This is a genomic window from Pantoea sp. X-Soil-YNGN-775 (assembly GCF_059730575.1).
Genome location: NZ_AP035945.1, coordinates 3,408,299 through 3,423,720 on the forward strand (window position 1 = coordinate 3,408,299; position 15,422 = coordinate 3,423,720).

Sequence of the window (15,422 nt, forward strand, 5' to 3'; positions counted from 1 at the left end):
GGGCGTCAGCGGCGAGCAGATGCGGCGGAAAGCAGCGCCGCTGCGCCTGCTGAGCGTGGACTTACTCTCTCTCCGCCTGAGCTTTTTCACGCTGCGCCAGAATCCGGCCCAGATTGACCTCCAGCCAGTCGGCCAGTCCGACCACCTGCTCACTCACTTCACGGCCAAGCGGCGTCAGAGAATATTCCACGTGGGGAGGCACCACATCGTAGGCGATGCGCTGCACGAAGCCATCCTCTTCCAGATGACGCAGGTTCTGCGCCAGCATTCGCTCACTGACGCCGCCGACTACCCGCCGTAGCGCGCTGAAGCGCAGCGTTTGATCCTGCAATGCCAGCAGAATCAGGACGCTCCAGCGGCTGGTGACTCGTTTGAGCACCTCGCGCGAGGGGCAATTCACATTCAGCAATTCCCCCCGAATAAATTTTTCACTCAGTTTTTCAGACATTTACTTTGCAAACCCCATACTAACTCATCTGTAAGTACTTACGAAAAGTTAGTTTATAGCCCAGGATTGATTTTACCAACAGCGAAATAATCGGAGCGATACCATGTTTGCAGTAACCGGTGCCACCGGCCAGCTTGGCCGTTTAGTGATTGATGCATTATTGAAAAAAGTCCCGGCGGACGAAATCGTTGCCGCCGTGCGTACGCCAGCCAAAGCGGCCGATCTCGCTGCGCGTGGCGTCGTGGTTCGTCAGGCCGATTATGGCCAGCCTGAAACGCTGGTCACCGCATTTGCTGGCGTCGACAAGCTGCTGCTGATTTCCGGCAGTGAAGTGGGCCAGCGTGAAGCCCAGCATAAAGCGGTGATTGAGGCTGCCCGCACCGCCGGTGTGAGTTTTATCGCTTACACCAGCCTGCTGCACGCCGATCGCTCTCCGCTGGGACTGGGCGTTGAGCACCGCGCGACCGAAGCGCTGCTGCAGGCTTCCGGCATACCGTTCGCCCTGCTGCGTAACGGCTGGTACAGTGAAAACTATGCCGCCAGTATCGCTCCGGCACTGGAACACCATGCCTTTATTGGCGCGGCAGGCGAAGGCCGGATTGCCTCGGCGGCACGGCAGGATTATGCCGACGCGGCAGCCGAAGTGCTGACCCGCGATAATCAGGCGGGCAAAGTGTATGAACTGGCCGGGGACGACAGCTACACTCTGGCGCAGTTTGCCGCTGAGATTGCCGCGCAGAGCGGTAAGAAGGTGGATTACGTCAATCTGTCTCAGCAGGAGTTTGCCGCGGCTCTCAAGGCGGCAGGATTACCTGAGGGTCTGGCAGAGATGCTGGCCGACTCGGATGCGGGCGCAGAGCAAGGCGGGCTGTTTGATGACTCTCACCAGCTGAGCCAGCTGATTGGACGTCCGACTACACCTTATCAGGATGTGATAGGTGCCGCACTGGCGTAGCACTAAGCCGCTATCCACCTGGCGGGCAGGATTTGCCCGCCCTTTTCGCCCGACTGAGGCGCGTTTTATGCCATTCTGGCGCTGCGTATGCCATCTTTTGCACCCTATTTTCCGCCGCGCTTATCTTACAGAATGTAAATAAACGCCGATTTTCTTCAGACAAAATATTTTTCTTTTGCTGACTAAGAGATTCATCTGAAATGCGTTTTTTATGAACAACCGCATATTTGGTTGAATTGTCTGGAATTTATGCAAAAACGCCGATTAATAGACAATTATTATTACGTTCATAGATATTCTGCATTGTTGTACCGCAGCATCAGAGGGCTATAATTTGTCCTTTGTGCAACCCCGACCGCTCAGGAGGCCGCTATTAATACTTATCGCCAGCAACTAAATGCACTTGAAGAGGTTCGTGCCGGGGCGGAAGTTGAGTATCAATACGATCCCCATGAACTGAAACTGGATCGCATGCAGGATTCTGAACCGGAGCCCGAGCTGATTGAAGGCTTACCGGCTCCGGATGCGCTCACCCCTGCCGATCGTTATCTGGAACTGTTTGAACACGTTCAGATGTCGCGCATTTTCGAGGATAGCAAAACCTTTCCCGACTGCTCGCCAAAATACGATCCGCTGGATGTGCTGATGCGCTATCGTCGACAGAAACGCAGCAGTGATTTTGACCTGTCGCGTTTTGTCGCCGATCACTTTTATCTGCCTGGCGTAAATGAAAGCTTTTATGTCTCCAACCCGGATAAAACGTTGAACGAGCATATTGATGACCTGTGGCCGGTTCTGACCAAAATGCCACAGCAACATATGCCGCACTCCTCTCTGCTGCCGCTGCCGAAACCCTACGTGGTGCCGGGCGGACGTTTTGGCGAGACCTACTACTGGGACTCCTATTTCACCATGCTCGGCCTTGCCGAGTCAGGTCGTGATGACCTGCTGCGCCATATGGCGGATAACTTCGCCTGGCTGATTGATAACTATGGCCATGTGCCAAACGGTAACCGCACCTATTATCTCAGCCGCTCTCAGCCGCCGGTGTTTGCGCTGATGGTCGAGCTGTTTGAAGAAGATGGCGTACGCGGTGCCAAGCGTTATCAGGAACAGCTGATGAAGGAGTATCAGTTCTGGATGGACGGTGCCGGTTCACTGATGCCGAACCAGGCCTACCGCCACGTGGTGCGGATGCCGAACGGTTCGCTGCTGAACCGCTACTGGGACGACCGCGATACGCCACGCGACGAATCATGGATCGAGGATGTGGAAACAGCGCGCCAGTCTAAACGTCCGGCGAGCGAAGTCTATCGCGACCTGCGTGCCGGTGCGGCATCAGGCTGGGACTATTCGTCACGCTGGCTGCGCAACCCGAAACGCCTGTCGAGTATCCGGACAACCCAGTTTATCCCGATCGACCTTAACGCGTTTCTCTACAAGCTTGAGCTGATGATTGCGACGCTGTCGCACGCCAAAGGTGAAGAGCTGACGGCGCTGGCCTGGCAGAAAAAAGCCGAGGCGCGTAAACGTGCAATTACCCGCTATCTGTGGGACAGCACGGCTGGCGTGTTCCGCGACTATGACTGGCGTCATGAACGCTTCGGTGCGTTTACCGCCGCCTCGGTGGTTCCGCTGTTTGTCGGCTTAGCCACGCCGCATCAGGCGCATCTGCAGGCGATTGCGCTGCGTCACCTGTTGCTGAGCAACGGCGGTCTGCTGACCTCTATGGTGGAAAGCGGCGAGCAGTGGGATAAACCCAACGGCTGGGCCCCGATGCAGTGGATGGCGATTGTCGGCCTGAATAACTATGGCGAAGAGACGCTGGCGAGTGAAATCGCGGTGAACTGGCTGAATACGGTAAATAATTTCTATCAGCTGCACCACAAACTGGTCGAGAAATATGACATCAGCGGCGATCGCGCCCGTCCTGGCGGCGGCGGCGAATATCCGTTGCAGGATGGCTTCGGCTGGACCAACGGCGTTACGCGTCGGCTGATGACCATGTATGGCCATCTGATGGCGGATTAAGCCAGTTCGGGTGTATCGGCGTCGGGTAAGGTTAACCGCTTCATCTGACAGCCAGCCACAAAAAAGCCGGGCTTGCCCGGCTTTTTTTCGCGTTGGATATTATTTCTTAGCTTCAACACCTGGCTGTGCCGCACGCTGCAGGAACTGTTGCGTTACCTCAGGCAGATGCTGAAGCAGCCACTCGGCCATCGCCACTTCCTGCTCACGAATCTCGGTCAGCACTCTGACGCCCTCGGCATCACCGACCTGTTCAGCTGCGGCAATCAGGCTGGTATAGCTGGCGATCTCCGCATTTTCGAAGACATAACCGCTGATAGCGCCTTTTACCACCTCATCTGAATTGAACATGCCGCCTACTGCCTGGCCGGTCGCGGCCACTTTGCCCATCACATCTTTCATCACTGAATGATCAATGCCGTGGGTGTCGAGCAGCTGCTCCAGCAGCCTGAGCTGATGTTTGGTCTCTTCCAGATGCTGAGCCAGACGCTGTTCCAGCGCCGGGTAATGCTCCAGGCGGCCAGACATTTTGCTCAGCATGCTTTCAGCCTGCTTTTCCATCGCATGCGCATCGCGCAGCCAGTCATGATAATTTTCGATTGCAGTCATTTGCTACTCCTTAAGACACAGTAATGGATTCCGCCACCGAAGTGAGCTTCACATCCGTCTGCTTCTCTTCATTCAGGGTCTGTTCCAGCAGTTTTGCCGCCTGGGTGTAACCCAGCTTCAATGCCAGCGCATGCAGGGTGCCGTAGGTAGCAATTTCATAGTGCTCAACTTTTTGTGCCGCACCAATCAAGCCCTGATCGCGCACTTCACCCTTCTCTACCGAATCAATGATTTCCTGCGCTTCTTCAACCAGACCTTCAAGCGCATGGCATTTCATTCGCTTGATTTTTACCTCTGGCGTGGCTTCCACTAACTCGTCCAGCCGTTCGATTTGGCCACGTGTCTCTTCAAGATGCTGATTAAACGCAGCGATAAGTTTTTCATCACTGGCAGCGCGTGCCATTTTCGGCAATGCACGAGTTATCTGTTTCTCAGCGCTGTAAACATCAGACAAATCATGGATGAAAAGATCGTTTAGCGTTTTAATTGTCATAAGATAGCCTCATTGATTGAAAAGTTGCGGTAAGTCAGAAATAACGCAACGCCAGTCGTATCGTTGACACCTAAAAATTCTAGCGGAGATTTTTTATATCGCACGCCGCGTCGGTACGAATTTAAGCCAGAAGTAGCATGCAAAATGCATTTTTCTTTTTGCAGCAATACGTTAGCCATCTGATGTTTTTTGTTATTACGGCTTCGCTAAGACAGGAAACCTGTACAAATAAAAGTTAGCCTGTATAAATTCGAGCCGTTAAAAAACCAGTCATAAAATCTAACCGGCAGCCTGACCTGTACAACGTCTTATTAATCTGTACAACTTAAAAGCATAAGAAATAAAAAAACCGGAAGGGGTTATCCCTTCCGGTTCAATCGACTATTCTGCCACCGCTATTGATTAAGCACTGGCATAATGCTGGCAGTAATTATCATGCAGGAGAATTAAATAGATTTAACATTGCCCAGCGAACTGATGGTAACTGCTGTTACAGCAGAGTTAAAGACGTTCAGCTCCGGCGACTTACTTTGCCTCCTTTCCGACCCGCCTCAATGGCGCGCTCGGGATCATTTTTAAAGTTACCGCCGCTTTTCTGGCCCCCTTTACGTCCCGCTTCAGCCGCACGCTCTCTGTCCGCAGCAAAATTTCCCGCTCCACCACGATATTGAGTCATTCTGTGTTCCTCATTGGATTTAATAATAGAAATAGCACAGTTGATGCTTCATCAGGCCGATTCAGCAAATATAAATGTAGCCATAAAATTCCGTCTATCAAGCCGGTCAAATAGAAAACCCCTGCCGATTTTGGTTAATTTATGGCGATTAGCTTTACTGGCTGATAAAGCTCCGCAACTAATCTTCATAACCACTGAAAAAAGCGCCATGGAAAATCAAAGGCCTTTCCAGAGCAATTGCGAACTCCATTAATCGATCATTTTTAAAAAAAGTCCAATTGAAAACAATATAAGCGAAGCGGTGGGATAACATCGCCACTCAAAACAGTTAGTGAAGATGATCAACAAACGATCAATTTACCTAAGCGAAGCGTGAAAGCGGTTTCAAAGAGATTTCAATTTTGTAAAAAATAAGCGAAGCGTGAGTTAAGATTAAAACCAGATAAAAGCTGAGCGGATTGATCAATAAATGATCAAATAACCCTGTTTACCGGTAAAAATTTATAAGCAGAGAGCTAAAAGCGGGACGGAGAAGCGTTTTATATAAGCGAAGCGTAAAAAATGTTTTGTATAATGACTGGCTGTTTTTTCTCGGATTAATACTAAAAATGTTTTTTTGTGTGAAAGCGCACTAAACAAACAGTGAAAAGAGAGGCAGTCTGGCTGGATTAGGGGATGTTGCTAACCCGTCAGCCAGCCTCGTACCGGTTCAGTTGACGGCACGATTCGCTCTGACGAGTGTAAGGCAGCAATGAAAACTCAGGCAGGATCGGGAAAGAACGGGTCAAATGCGACACCGCGCTTACCACTTTTCTTAATGCGATACATCGCTTCGTCCGCGCGCGCCAGGGCAGAATCAAAATCATCTTTTTTCTGCACCTGAGCCACACCAATCGATGCACCAATCATCGCATGGCCATTGGCCATATCAAATGGCGTCAGAACAGCATCCAGACAGGCATGCGCCAGCTGACTGACCAGCGGATTGTGCAGCGTAAACGGCATCAGCAGCACAAATTCATCTCCACCCGGACGACCAATGATGACCGCTGGCGGACAAGCGTCGATAAAACGCTGACTGAGGAGGATCAGGACTTCATCGCCGCTGCGGTGACCGAGCGTATCGTTAACGTGTTTGAAATTATCTAAATCGATAAACGCGACGCACAGGGGTCCCTGAGCTTTGAGTTGGCGAAAATGATTTTGCAGCGCATGGCGGTTAGTCAGCATGGTCAGCGGATCGTGCAGTGCCAGCAGCGCGAGTTGCTCCTCATACTGCTTCTCTTTGGTCATGTCGATATGGGTGCCGGTGACCTTCAGCGGCCGGCCTTGTTCATCCCACTCGCTGACCCGTCCCCGATCCAGCACCCAGGTAATGCTGCCATTTTTAGCGATCATCCGGTGCAGCGCTTCATAATAGGGGGCTTTACCGGCGATATGATCGTTAAACGCTTTTAATACCTCAGCGGCATCATCGGGATGCAGGCTCTCTTTCCAGGATTCGAAAGTGGCGTCGGTTTCCTTTGGCTGAAAGCCCAGCATCGCGCCCCAGCGTCGGTTGAAGATCACCAGCTTGCCGCTGGGGATATCCAGTTGCCACAGGAACAGACCGGTCCCATCAAGCGCTGCGTTGAGTTTGTTACGGGCGTCATGGGCTATACGCTTCAGTCGCGCATTATGCTTTTTCAGGTTTTGTATCTGTAGTCGCAGCGCTTCTTCTGACATAGCCATAACAGAGGAGTTAAAGAGGCTATTGTGCCTGTACGCATGATTCTGTAAAGGGAGGCTTATAAAACACGATTAGGCGCGGCGAATTGCAGGCTGGACAGGATATCAGGCGGCCCGGCCCTGACGTTACAGCATAGAGGCGGGCTGAGAAATTAGTTTCCCGGTGAAATCTGTTCAGTCAATACCGCTGTAAAAAAGAGCGAGTGGCCGGGTTCGTTGCTCTGAAAAGCAAAAACCCGCCAGAGGCGGGTTCTTTAAAGATGGTGCCCGAACCCGGACAAAAATGCCGGGAGCATTTTTGCATCGCACGCTGGCGTGCGGACCCGCAGGGCGAGCCACAGGGAAGTGGCGAGTACATCGAACCTTCGAAGCCGGGTTCGCCGTCCTGAAATGCAAAAAACCGCCAGAGGCGGGTTCTTTAAAGATGGTGCCCGAACCCGGAATCGAACCAGGGACACGGGGATTTTCAATCCCCTTGCTGAGAGTTTAAGGTGGATTCTGGGCGGGAAAATGAGTCGTTAAACGGGTTTTTACATAGTTGACGAGATGCATGTTCGAACTTACTTCGGATGTGCAAAATGAAAATACTTCCCGTAATTTCCACCAAAGGTGGAGAAGGCAAATCTACGCAAGCCGCAAACCTCTGTGGCTTCCTCGCTGATGCAGGACTGAAGACGCTTTTAATCGATGGTGACTTCGGCCAGCCTACTGCCAGCAGCATCTATCAACTCACCTATGAAGCGCCGTGCGGCATCTACGAACTTCTGATGCAGTCGGTCGATCTCAGTGAATCCAACAACATAATCTCCAACAGCTTCATCCCCAATCTCGATGTCATCATCTCCAACGACCCGCAAGCCCACTTGCTGACTGCCATGCTGCACGCGCCGGATGGTCGGCTGCGGATGCGCAACGTGCTGCAGCATCCGCTGTTCAATGAGTACGACGTCATCATCATTGATTCACAGGGCGCGCGTTCGGTGATGTTGGAGCTTATTGCGCTCGCTGCCACCGACACCACCATTGGCATAGTGAAGCCAGTGCTGCCCGATATCCGTGAATTTCTGCGCGGTGCCATAGCGATGTTCGAGCAGCTGCGATCGCTCTCCTCATACGGCATCGCGCTTCCGGCGATTCGCATTCTGGTGAATTGCATGGATTACACCTCGCTGGCCAAAACCACACTCGGGCAACTGGAGACGATTGTCAGCGAAGGGAAATATAGTCCCTACGCCGATGAGATCTCCGTGTCGTTGCTGAACACCCAAATCTACGATCTCGACATCTATAAAGCAGGCCACTTTGCTGGCGAGCCTGCGCACCGGCTTGAAACGCAGACCCGCCGCAAAAGCGATTCGGCGTTGCAAACTATGCACAACCTGGCATGTGAATTGTTCCCTGAATGGCGCAATCAGTTTGGTGCGCTTCTTTCACGCTCGGTGAAGGAGGTGAATCATGTCTAAGTCCAGCAATTATCCAATCGAAATGCCGCATTCCATCGATGCTGAGCAGGCAGTGCTGGGCGCGCTGATGCTTGATAACGATCGCTGGGATGATGTCGTCACGCTTATTCAACGCGAAGACTTCTTCTCCGGCCCACATCGCTCGATTTTCAAAGGGATCGACGAGCTGGCCAAAGGCAACAGCCCGTTCGACTTGATCACGCTCAGCGAACTGCTGGAACGACACAACCTTATCGATCAGTGTGGTGGATTTGCTTACCTCGCCGAGCTGAGCAAAAACACCCCGAGCGCCGCCAACATCCTCGCCTACGCCAGGATAATTGCCGAAAAAAGCCAGCTGCGTCAGTTGTATGTGCTTGGCAACCAACTTACGCGCGATGTGCAGCTTCCCAACGCCACCGCCAACAACATTACCGAGGTCGCCGAAAGCCAGCTGTTCCAGCTTGCCGAGAAAGGCCATGCGCGCCAACACCAGGAAATCACTGTTCTCGATGGCATGTCGCAATTGCTTACCCGGCTAGAGGAGACCACCGGCGGCAATGGCATCACCGGCACACCGTCGGGTTTTAGAGAGCTCGACCAGATGACCTGTGGCTTGCAGGCGGGCGATTTAATTCTGCTGGCCGCGCGTCCTTCAATGGGCAAGACGGCGCTGGCTTTAGCGATGTGCGAAGCGGCACTGGATGCGCTGGAGAGTAATTTAGTCTTCTGCTTCAGCCTGGAAATGCCCGCTGAGCAGCTGATGATGCGGCTGGTTGCGATGCTGGGCCAGGTTGAATTGAATTTGCTGCGCAGCGGCCAGCTCGATGATGAATGCTGGGCCAGAATAAGTATGGCAATGGAGCGCGTCACCGCCTGGAAAGATCGGTTGATTATCGATGAAAACAGCGATCAGACTCCGGCACTGTTACGTGCCCGCGCGCGACGTTATATACGCAAATACGGACAACCGAGTCTGATTCTGGTTGATTACCTGCAGCTGATGCGCGCGCCTGAGCAGGAGAACCGCACGCAGGAGATTTCAGAGATCTCGCGCTGCCTGAAAGCGCTGGCCAAAGAACTGAAATGTCCGCTGGTCGCGTTATCCCAGCTCAATCGCCAGGTTGAATCGCGCCCCAATAAGCGGCCAAACAACGGCGATCTGCGTGACTCTGGCGCGCTGGAACAAGACGCCGATCTGATTCTCTTCATCTATCGCGATGAAGTTTACAACGAGAACTCCACTGAAAAAGGCATTGCCGAAATCATCATCGGCAAGCAACGTCAGGGCCCCATCGGCACGGTTAAAACCGCTTACGATGGCCGCTACACACGCTTTTCTAATACTGAAAACAACTCCTATCACTTTGGTTATGGGAGGGCTCAGGCATGACAGCGATGGCAAAACAGCGCACAACCGATCTGACCGATGCGCTTTTAAAGCGCGGTCGTCAGGCTGAGGCAACATTAACCGTGGCAACACCCGATGCGCCTGGCAGCGAAATGCCAATGGTGCTGACGTTAGATCAGTTACGCCCCAACCCAGATAACCCACGGACCAGCCGCAATCCCCGGTTCGACGATATTAAGGCATCGATTCGCGCGCGTGGCCTCGATACCGTACCGAAAGTCACGCTCGATCCCGACAATCCCGGCTCTTACATCTTCAGTGACGGCGGCAACACGCGTTACCAGGCGCTGAGTGAGCTCTGGGCAGAGACGCATAGTGAACATTTCTACCGCGTGCATTGCCTGTTCAAACCGTGGCCGGGGCGCATCAAATGCGTGATTGGTCATCTGGCAGAAAACGAGCTGCGGGGTGAACTGAGCTTTATCGAGAAAGCGATCGGCATCCGCAATGCCCGCCAAATCATTGAAGATGAATCGGGCAAAGCGGTTTCCCTGCGTGAGCTGGCAACGGCGCTGACAGATCAAGGCTATCCAGTTAGTTACTCCAGCCTGAGCCGCATGGACAGCTGCGTCCGTCATCTCTATCCGCATTTACCGGCGCTGCTGGAGTCCGGTCTTGGCCGCCCGCAAATCAATGCGTTGTTGGTACTGCGCAGCGATGCCGAGAAGTTGTGGAATCACTATGCGGCTGAAGCAAAACCGGATGTGACGTTTGAGAACGTGATGACTAAGGTATGCCCGCATTTCAATTCGCCGGAGAGCTGGTCGCTGGAGATGTTCCGCGACGAGTTTATTGGCGAGCTAGTCAGCGCGTTGCCGCATCCATCGCTCAACTACGACCGCTGGCTAATTGAACTTGATCCCAGTGAACAAAACCGTCGCCAGCTGTTTGGCGAACCCGAACCGGTTGCACCGCAGCTACAGCAGCAAAACCAACAGTCTGAACCGGAAACAGCACCGCGCGCGCCTGCGCCGGTTCGCAAGCCAACTCCACCACCTATCACGCCAGGTGTTGCCAGTGGCAACACTTCCGTACCTAATTCCACTGTTGCCACTGGCAACACCTCTGAGCCGAGTTCTACTGTTGCCACTGGCAACACTTCCGGGGCGGTTTCTGATGTTGCCAGTGGCAACACTCAATCAGCTGCACCAGATTTCTGGTCCATCCCCACTCTGCAGGACGATGCCGATCACCTGCGCAATATCGCTTTTCGCCTTGCCTTTGAACTGGCCGATTCGGACAGCGATGGCGAAGCCGTCATACCGGATAACAGCGCGGCTTCTGCTGGCTATCGCATTGACGAAGAGCTCAGCGCCTCGCCGATTTCATGCCTGCTTTCCTCGCTGGCTGGCGGCGCATGCGATGAAGACTCACCTGATCTGATGCGCGAGCTGCTGATCGGCAGCAGCGATGCCGAACCGCGCTTTAATGATGACCTTACCCAAACTTTCATGAAGTTAATCCGCACGTTGCGGCGGCTACGCGAGCTGCAGCGCCAGAGCTGAGCGGCATGTTTAGTCGATTGAGATTACTGAAAACCGGAGATCACGATGATGAGTAACAGCTTGTCTCAGGCCACCAACGGCCTGCTTACCCAGTTAGTGATGGAACTCAAGTCAGGCTACATCCGCCGCTGCGAAGCGTTGGGTTTGATGCCAGAGGAAATGCAGATGCTTCATGGCCTCACCATTGAAGATTTGCACTACCTGATGAACAGCCCGGTATCGGTGCTGACCTTCCGCATCCACCACGAAAACCTGTCGCTGATGCTACAGCAGGCACGGCGTGAGCAAAGACGCCTGCAGCGCATCGATCGCGCGCTGGCGCTCAACGGCTCTATCGAGTTGATGCAGCACTACTTCGGCCTTTCTACAGTTGAAGTCGCCGCACGCCGCCGCATGGCCGGTATCGAAGTGCGCAAGGGGCGCGGCGTGGTGCTCAACGACGAGGACAACGCCGAGATCTGGCGCAAGTGGCAGAAAGCCAGCATTGACGATCCCGACAGCGCTGATGGCCTCGACGTGATGATGCTGTGCGCCGAGCAGATGGACTTGTCGCTCACCGCTATCTGGCACGCCGTTCATGGCTGGCACAGCAACAAAAAGCCTGAGCCCGCAGCCATGCGGAAGATGGCATGAGTCAACGCAACCAGACGCTGACGGAAGGACTTGTCGCGCCGGTCAACGTGCCAGAGCCCTGCCGCCGTAAAGCGGTGAGGCAACTGACGCTGTTCCGGTGCGGCAAGAACAACTTCACGCGCATCAAAGCGAATGGAGCGGACTATCTCAAAATCGACATTGGTCTGTTCTGGCGGCTGTTGAGCAAAAACAGTGGCAAAGACTGGGAGCTGATGACGCATGAGAGATACAGCAAGGCGATCTGGAAATAGCGAGTGTTGTCACTCTGTATCCCTGGCGGGGTGCAGCAATAACAGCATTCACCCGATGGCACGTAGCGATCGGCGGCAAAAGGAAATGACATGAATCTCCCCTCTGACAGCTTAATCGCTTTCACGATGGAAAAAATGCAGGCGCGCCTGGCGGAAAAGTCCAGTGACGATGGCGTCTCGCAGCTGCGCAGCGGTTTGCTCTATCTCGGCAATGTGCAGGATGCTTATCCGCGCCAGCTGCTGCTTGATACGCGGCTCTCACCGCTCGATAAAATGGCGTGGATGATGATCAGGCTGTACGCGCAGCAAAATCACGGCGCAGTATTCCCCAGCTATGACGAGCTGCAGCTGCAGCTCGCTTCCCCACATAAAGGCAAGGCGTCGCGCGAAACAGTCAGCCGCGTGCTGATGATGTTGCGGCTCACCGGCTGGCTCAGCCTGTGCAAGCGCGTTCGTGACGATCAAGGTCGCGTGCGCGGCAATATCTATGCGCAACACGATGAACCGCTCACCTGCTGTGATGCTGAAATCATGGACCCGGCGTGGCTCGATACCGTCGCTGAAGCGTGCCGCAGCGGCAATAAAACCATCAAGCAAACCGCGCTGCAGGTTCTGGATGAAATCAAAAATGACCCACAGATGCGCCACTGCAAAAGCCATATTAGCCAGATCGAAAGTCGTCTGGCCAAGCCACAAACGCCGCAGGAAATGGCCGCAGCCAAGAAGCCTATTTCCCCGGATTCGGTTTCCGAACCGGGTATAAAAACACCGAGTTCGGAAGCCGGACCCAGTATACCGGCGCATGCAAATTCACTGAGTTCGGTTTCCGAACCCTCGCTGATATCAAGGCTTCGGCCCGGAGTTCGGAATCCGAACGGTAACGTACGTTGTTTTACACAAGGTGTGAAAAAAAACACGTATACACCGGCTGCGCCAACATCGGAACTCATCCCCGAACGCTACCGGCAGCGTTTCAGCCAGGAAGATCTCGCCATGCTTGAGCAACGGCTGGCCGCGTTGCCCGCTGAGCAGTCCCAGCAGCTGCTTCACCAACTTGGCCAGAATCTCGATGCCGGTTCAATTCAGAACCCGACTGGCTGGATGCTGGCGATTATCAAAAAAGCGAGAACCGGCCAGTTCACTCACGTTGCAGACCCTTCGCCTGTCGCCGTACCGACTAAACCGGCACAACCGGAACCGACGGCTAGGGCAACCAGCTCTGTCGCTGACATCGCTGAGATCGTGCAATCGATACGGCAACGCCTGAACAGCTAGTGAGCCAGATAACTGGCAGTTGTGTGAATGGTTTTACGATAGATGTTGCCTTAACGCTCCTGAAAACTGGCGCAGCATCATCAACTATATGGAGTGGGAAATGGCTGAAGAAAAGAACGAAACCGATACGGCCAAAGCAGGCGCGTTACGCTCCTCTTTGACCATTGAACTGCACTCGCATTATGCGATTCGATTGTGGGAAGGCCGCCGACGCCAACCTGATGACCTGCGCGAACGTGGCAGACCACAAATCCTCAGCATGCCGCGCGTGATTCAGCGCGCTGGTTTGATGAGCCGTGACGCCGAAGGTGATAATCCTTATGCAGATATGGCGCTGTTAAAGCTGGAGAACGCGCTGGATCTGGCGACCACTGAGATCCAGAAGTTGGTCGATGAGCTGGAAGCGACGCTTAAAGCCATCCCTGCGCGGATCTCACTGACGGATGTATCGTCGGTGTCGCCGCTCAATATTGGCGTCTTCAGCCGCACGCCGCTGGGTTATCGCTGCGTCTGGCTGTTGGTTGGTTACGATCAACTGGCAATGAAGGTGTTCCAGGCATCCCATTACGGGCTGATCAGCGGAAAAGAGCGCGATGAAATGCTCAGCAATGGCGGCCATCTGGTGCGCAAGGTGTATGGCGTCGCACAGCACTATCGTTCGTTCGCTGTGACGCGCGCCGATCTGGAACAGAAGACAGTGATTGCCAGCGAAGCCGTCAAGCTGTTGTGTGACGTTGATCTGGATGTTATGGCGGGAAAAATGCTCTCTACCTTCTCACCGAACCTGAAAAAGCTGGCGGAAAATAGTGAAGCTTCTGAATAACTTTCCGGCGCTTCAGCAAAGCCTTTTATGTCCTCAGCGATGCTGATAAGGTTAACAGGCTTCGATGTAGCACCCCGTGACTGCGGGATGGTTGGATGTCTTTTACGGGGACAGAAAATCATCAGTCCGGCAGGCAAATCACCGCACATCCGATTTGGTCTGTAAGGCGCACGCCCTCCGTGAAAACCGCGCCGGAGCTTCAACTCCCGGAGTAACGAATACACCATCGGTCTGCGTGCAGGCCCTGAGCGCTGGCAATTGCTGGCGCTTTTTTATTTTCATATCCGCAAAACGACTTTATCGCTGACATCCGCTTTTAGCGGCAGGACACTGGAACGGCATTATTGTTGTTGTCTCAACAACCAGCCAATGTTTCAGCAACCTGAGAGAAACGCTTACGCGGTTGCCATCTAAAACTTCATGACCTGAGAGAAGTGCTGCTTTTGCAGTGGTCGATCCGCTCAACCTCTTAATGCGGATATCACCTGTGTGATGAGGTTCTTTGCACTGACCAGCCAGCGCGGCATAGCTATCCGCGCTTCCTGACGGAAAGCATTTATCCGTCAGGGATGAATGTTTCTCCGTCATTATTTCCCACTCCTGGAGTAAACATCATGACTGCTACCACTACTAACAACGCTACAAACAATGCCAACACGACTTCTACCAAACCTGAATACTTCAATCTCAACATCAAGGGCCTGGGTTATCTGAGCAACATTCGCAGAATAGAAACCCTCACTGGCAGCTTCCTCAGCGTGGTGATTAATGCGCTGAGCGGCCCCACTGATAACCCTACCTATGTGCGCTTTGATGCCACTGTCGCCGGTAAGGACGCAACGGACCTTATAAGCCGCTGCCAGAAAGCCTTAGACGAGGAGCAGAAGGTGCTGCTTGGGTTTACTCTCAGCAACCTGACGTCTGACATTTTCACGCTTAACAAAGGTGATCATGCAGGCGAACAGCGGGTTAGCCTGAAAGCCAGACTGATTAAGGTCGATTGGATCAAGATTGGTCAGTCGATGGTTTACAAAGCGGAGAAAAGTGAATCAGTGCCTCCAAAGCCCACCTCAAGCGATAAGTCGTACGTGAATAACTCATTTTGACCAAAAGCCCCTAATCTTAGGGGCTTTTCATTTACGGAT

General features: G+C 53.4%; 17 protein-coding genes. 10 read left to right on the forward strand and 7 right to left on the reverse strand.

The window, feature by feature from the left end; translation table 11 throughout:
• Positions 1-61 precede the first annotated feature (61 nt).
• Entirely contained in the window at positions 62-448 is a 387-nt protein-coding gene (locus AC6I8I_RS15850; protein ID WP_497828060.1) for a winged helix-turn-helix transcriptional regulator, read from the reverse strand.
• 103 nt (positions 449-551) lie between these two features.
• Between AC6I8I_RS15850 and AC6I8I_RS15855 the strand changes: the two genes are divergently transcribed.
• Positions 552-1,403, forward strand: a complete 852-nt coding sequence (locus AC6I8I_RS15855) for an SDR family oxidoreductase (RefSeq protein WP_497828061.1) — start codon at positions 552-554, stop codon at positions 1,401-1,403.
• A gap of 372 nt (positions 1,404-1,775) precedes the next feature.
• Positions 1,776-3,434: an alpha,alpha-trehalase gene (locus AC6I8I_RS15860; RefSeq protein ID WP_497828671.1), complete on the forward strand. Its 1,659-nt coding sequence runs from the start codon at positions 1,776-1,778 to the stop codon at positions 3,432-3,434.
• Between the two features lie 99 nt (positions 3,435-3,533).
• Here AC6I8I_RS15860 and AC6I8I_RS15865 read toward each other — a convergent pair whose 3' ends face one another.
• The 5 genes from AC6I8I_RS15865 to AC6I8I_RS15885 all read right to left on the reverse strand — a co-directional run bounded on the left by AC6I8I_RS15865 (position 3,534) and on the right by AC6I8I_RS15885 (position 6,934).
• A complete protein-coding gene (locus AC6I8I_RS15865; protein ID WP_312053034.1) occupies positions 3,534-4,040 on the reverse strand; it encodes a ferritin-like domain-containing protein in 507 nt (168 codons plus the stop codon).
• 10 nt (positions 4,041-4,050) lie between these two features.
• On the reverse strand, positions 4,051-4,533 hold the full coding sequence (locus AC6I8I_RS15870) for a YciE/YciF ferroxidase family protein (RefSeq protein WP_312053036.1): 483 nt from the start codon (positions 4,531-4,533) through the stop codon (positions 4,051-4,053).
• On the reverse strand, positions 4,530-4,712 hold the full coding sequence (locus AC6I8I_RS15875; RefSeq protein WP_497828676.1) for a hypothetical protein: 183 nt from the start codon (positions 4,710-4,712) through the stop codon (positions 4,530-4,532). The genes AC6I8I_RS15870 and AC6I8I_RS15875 overlap by 4 nt, the downstream gene beginning before the upstream one ends.
• 332 nt (positions 4,713-5,044) lie before the next feature.
• A complete protein-coding gene (locus AC6I8I_RS15880) occupies positions 5,045-5,209 on the reverse strand; it encodes a con-10 family general stress protein (RefSeq protein ID WP_031377082.1) in 165 nt (54 codons plus the stop codon).
• Between the two features lie 759 nt (positions 5,210-5,968).
• On the reverse strand, positions 5,969-6,934 hold the full coding sequence (locus AC6I8I_RS15885; protein WP_497828672.1) for a diguanylate cyclase domain-containing protein: 966 nt from the start codon (positions 6,932-6,934) through the stop codon (positions 5,969-5,971).
• A gap of 581 nt (positions 6,935-7,515) precedes the next feature.
• Between AC6I8I_RS15885 and AC6I8I_RS15890 the strand changes: the two genes are divergently transcribed.
• The 7 genes from AC6I8I_RS15890 (at position 7,516) to AC6I8I_RS15920 (ending at position 14,277) form a co-directional block, all read left to right on the forward strand.
• Positions 7,516-8,400 carry a ParA family protein gene (locus AC6I8I_RS15890; protein ID WP_497817945.1) on the forward strand — a complete coding sequence of 295 codons (885 nt, stop codon included), beginning with the start codon at positions 7,516-7,518 and terminating at the stop codon, positions 8,398-8,400.
• Complete coding sequence (gene dnaB-PI, locus AC6I8I_RS15895; protein WP_497817946.1) at positions 8,393-9,772, forward strand: SPI-7-type island replicative DNA helicase; 1,380 nt, start codon at positions 8,393-8,395, stop codon at positions 9,770-9,772. Before AC6I8I_RS15890 ends, dnaB-PI begins: the two co-directional genes overlap by 8 nt.
• Complete coding sequence (locus AC6I8I_RS15900; protein WP_497828062.1) at positions 9,769-11,295, forward strand: ParB family protein; 1,527 nt, start codon at positions 9,769-9,771, stop codon at positions 11,293-11,295. The genes dnaB-PI and AC6I8I_RS15900 overlap by 4 nt, the downstream gene beginning before the upstream one ends.
• Before the next feature lie 48 nt (positions 11,296-11,343).
• The gene (locus tag AC6I8I_RS15905) at positions 11,344-11,928 is read left to right on the forward strand and encodes a DUF2857 domain-containing protein (protein ID WP_091003683.1); all 585 of its coding nucleotides are present in this window, start codon (positions 11,344-11,346) and stop codon (positions 11,926-11,928) included.
• Entirely contained in the window at positions 11,925-12,179 is a 255-nt protein-coding gene (locus AC6I8I_RS15910) for a ParE family toxin-like protein (protein WP_064737819.1), read from the forward strand. Before AC6I8I_RS15905 ends, AC6I8I_RS15910 begins: the two co-directional genes overlap by 4 nt.
• A 90-nt stretch (positions 12,180-12,269) precedes the next feature.
• Positions 12,270-13,454 (forward strand): STY4528 family pathogenicity island replication protein, encoded by a 1,185-nt coding sequence (locus tag AC6I8I_RS15915; RefSeq protein WP_497817948.1) that lies wholly within the window; start codon positions 12,270-12,272, stop codon positions 13,452-13,454.
• Positions 13,455-13,554: 100 nt separating this feature from the next.
• Positions 13,555-14,277 (forward strand): PFL_4669 family integrating conjugative element protein, encoded by a 723-nt coding sequence (locus AC6I8I_RS15920; RefSeq protein ID WP_497828063.1) that lies wholly within the window; start codon positions 13,555-13,557, stop codon positions 14,275-14,277.
• Between the two features lie 297 nt (positions 14,278-14,574).
• Here AC6I8I_RS15920 and AC6I8I_RS15925 read toward each other — a convergent pair whose 3' ends face one another.
• Positions 14,575-14,865, reverse strand: coding sequence for a hypothetical protein (locus tag AC6I8I_RS15925; RefSeq protein ID WP_497817950.1), 291 nt, complete (start codon positions 14,863-14,865; stop codon positions 14,575-14,577).
• Positions 14,866-14,891: 26 nt separating this feature from the next.
• Between AC6I8I_RS15925 and AC6I8I_RS15930 the strand changes: the two genes are divergently transcribed.
• A complete protein-coding gene (locus tag AC6I8I_RS15930) occupies positions 14,892-15,383 on the forward strand; it encodes an STY4534 family ICE replication protein (RefSeq protein ID WP_497817951.1) in 492 nt (163 codons plus the stop codon).
• The last annotated feature ends 39 nt before the right edge of the window (positions 15,384-15,422 follow it).

Excerpts from the sequence above, each read along its gene's own strand:
- AC6I8I_RS15885 (WP_497828672.1), bottom strand. The coding sequence starts at position 6,934 with ATGTCAGAAGAAGCGCTGCGACTACAGATACAAAACCTGAAAAAGCAT.
- AC6I8I_RS15910 (WP_064737819.1), top strand. The coding sequence starts at position 11,925 with ATGAGTCAACGCAACCAGACGCTGACGGAAGGACTTGTCGCGCCGGTC.
- dnaB-PI (WP_497817946.1), top strand. The coding sequence starts at position 8,393 with ATGTCTAAGTCCAGCAATTATCCAATCGAAATGCCGCATTCCATCGAT.
- AC6I8I_RS15915 (WP_497817948.1), top strand. The coding sequence starts at position 12,270 with ATGAATCTCCCCTCTGACAGCTTAATCGCTTTCACGATGGAAAAAATG.
- AC6I8I_RS15875 (WP_497828676.1), bottom strand. The coding sequence starts at position 4,712 with ATGGCTAACGTATTGCTGCAAAAAGAAAAATGCATTTTGCATGCTACT.
- AC6I8I_RS15880 (WP_031377082.1), bottom strand. The coding sequence starts at position 5,209 with ATGACTCAATATCGTGGTGGAGCGGGAAATTTTGCTGCGGACAGAGAG.
- AC6I8I_RS15905 (WP_091003683.1), top strand. The coding sequence starts at position 11,344 with ATGAGTAACAGCTTGTCTCAGGCCACCAACGGCCTGCTTACCCAGTTA.
- AC6I8I_RS15865 (WP_312053034.1), bottom strand. The coding sequence starts at position 4,040 with ATGACTGCAATCGAAAATTATCATGACTGGCTGCGCGATGCGCATGCG.
- AC6I8I_RS15900 (WP_497828062.1), top strand. The coding sequence starts at position 9,769 with ATGACAGCGATGGCAAAACAGCGCACAACCGATCTGACCGATGCGCTT.
- AC6I8I_RS15920 (WP_497828063.1), top strand. The coding sequence starts at position 13,555 with ATGGCTGAAGAAAAGAACGAAACCGATACGGCCAAAGCAGGCGCGTTA.
- AC6I8I_RS15925 (WP_497817950.1), bottom strand. The coding sequence starts at position 14,865 with ATGACGGAGAAACATTCATCCCTGACGGATAAATGCTTTCCGTCAGGA.
- AC6I8I_RS15870 (WP_312053036.1), bottom strand. The coding sequence starts at position 4,533 with ATGACAATTAAAACGCTAAACGATCTTTTCATCCATGATTTGTCTGAT.
- AC6I8I_RS15930 (WP_497817951.1), top strand. The coding sequence starts at position 14,892 with ATGACTGCTACCACTACTAACAACGCTACAAACAATGCCAACACGACT.
- AC6I8I_RS15855 (WP_497828061.1), top strand. The coding sequence starts at position 552 with ATGTTTGCAGTAACCGGTGCCACCGGCCAGCTTGGCCGTTTAGTGATT.
- AC6I8I_RS15890 (WP_497817945.1), top strand. The coding sequence starts at position 7,516 with ATGAAAATACTTCCCGTAATTTCCACCAAAGGTGGAGAAGGCAAATCT.
- AC6I8I_RS15850 (WP_497828060.1), bottom strand. The coding sequence starts at position 448 with ATGTCTGAAAAACTGAGTGAAAAATTTATTCGGGGGGAATTGCTGAAT.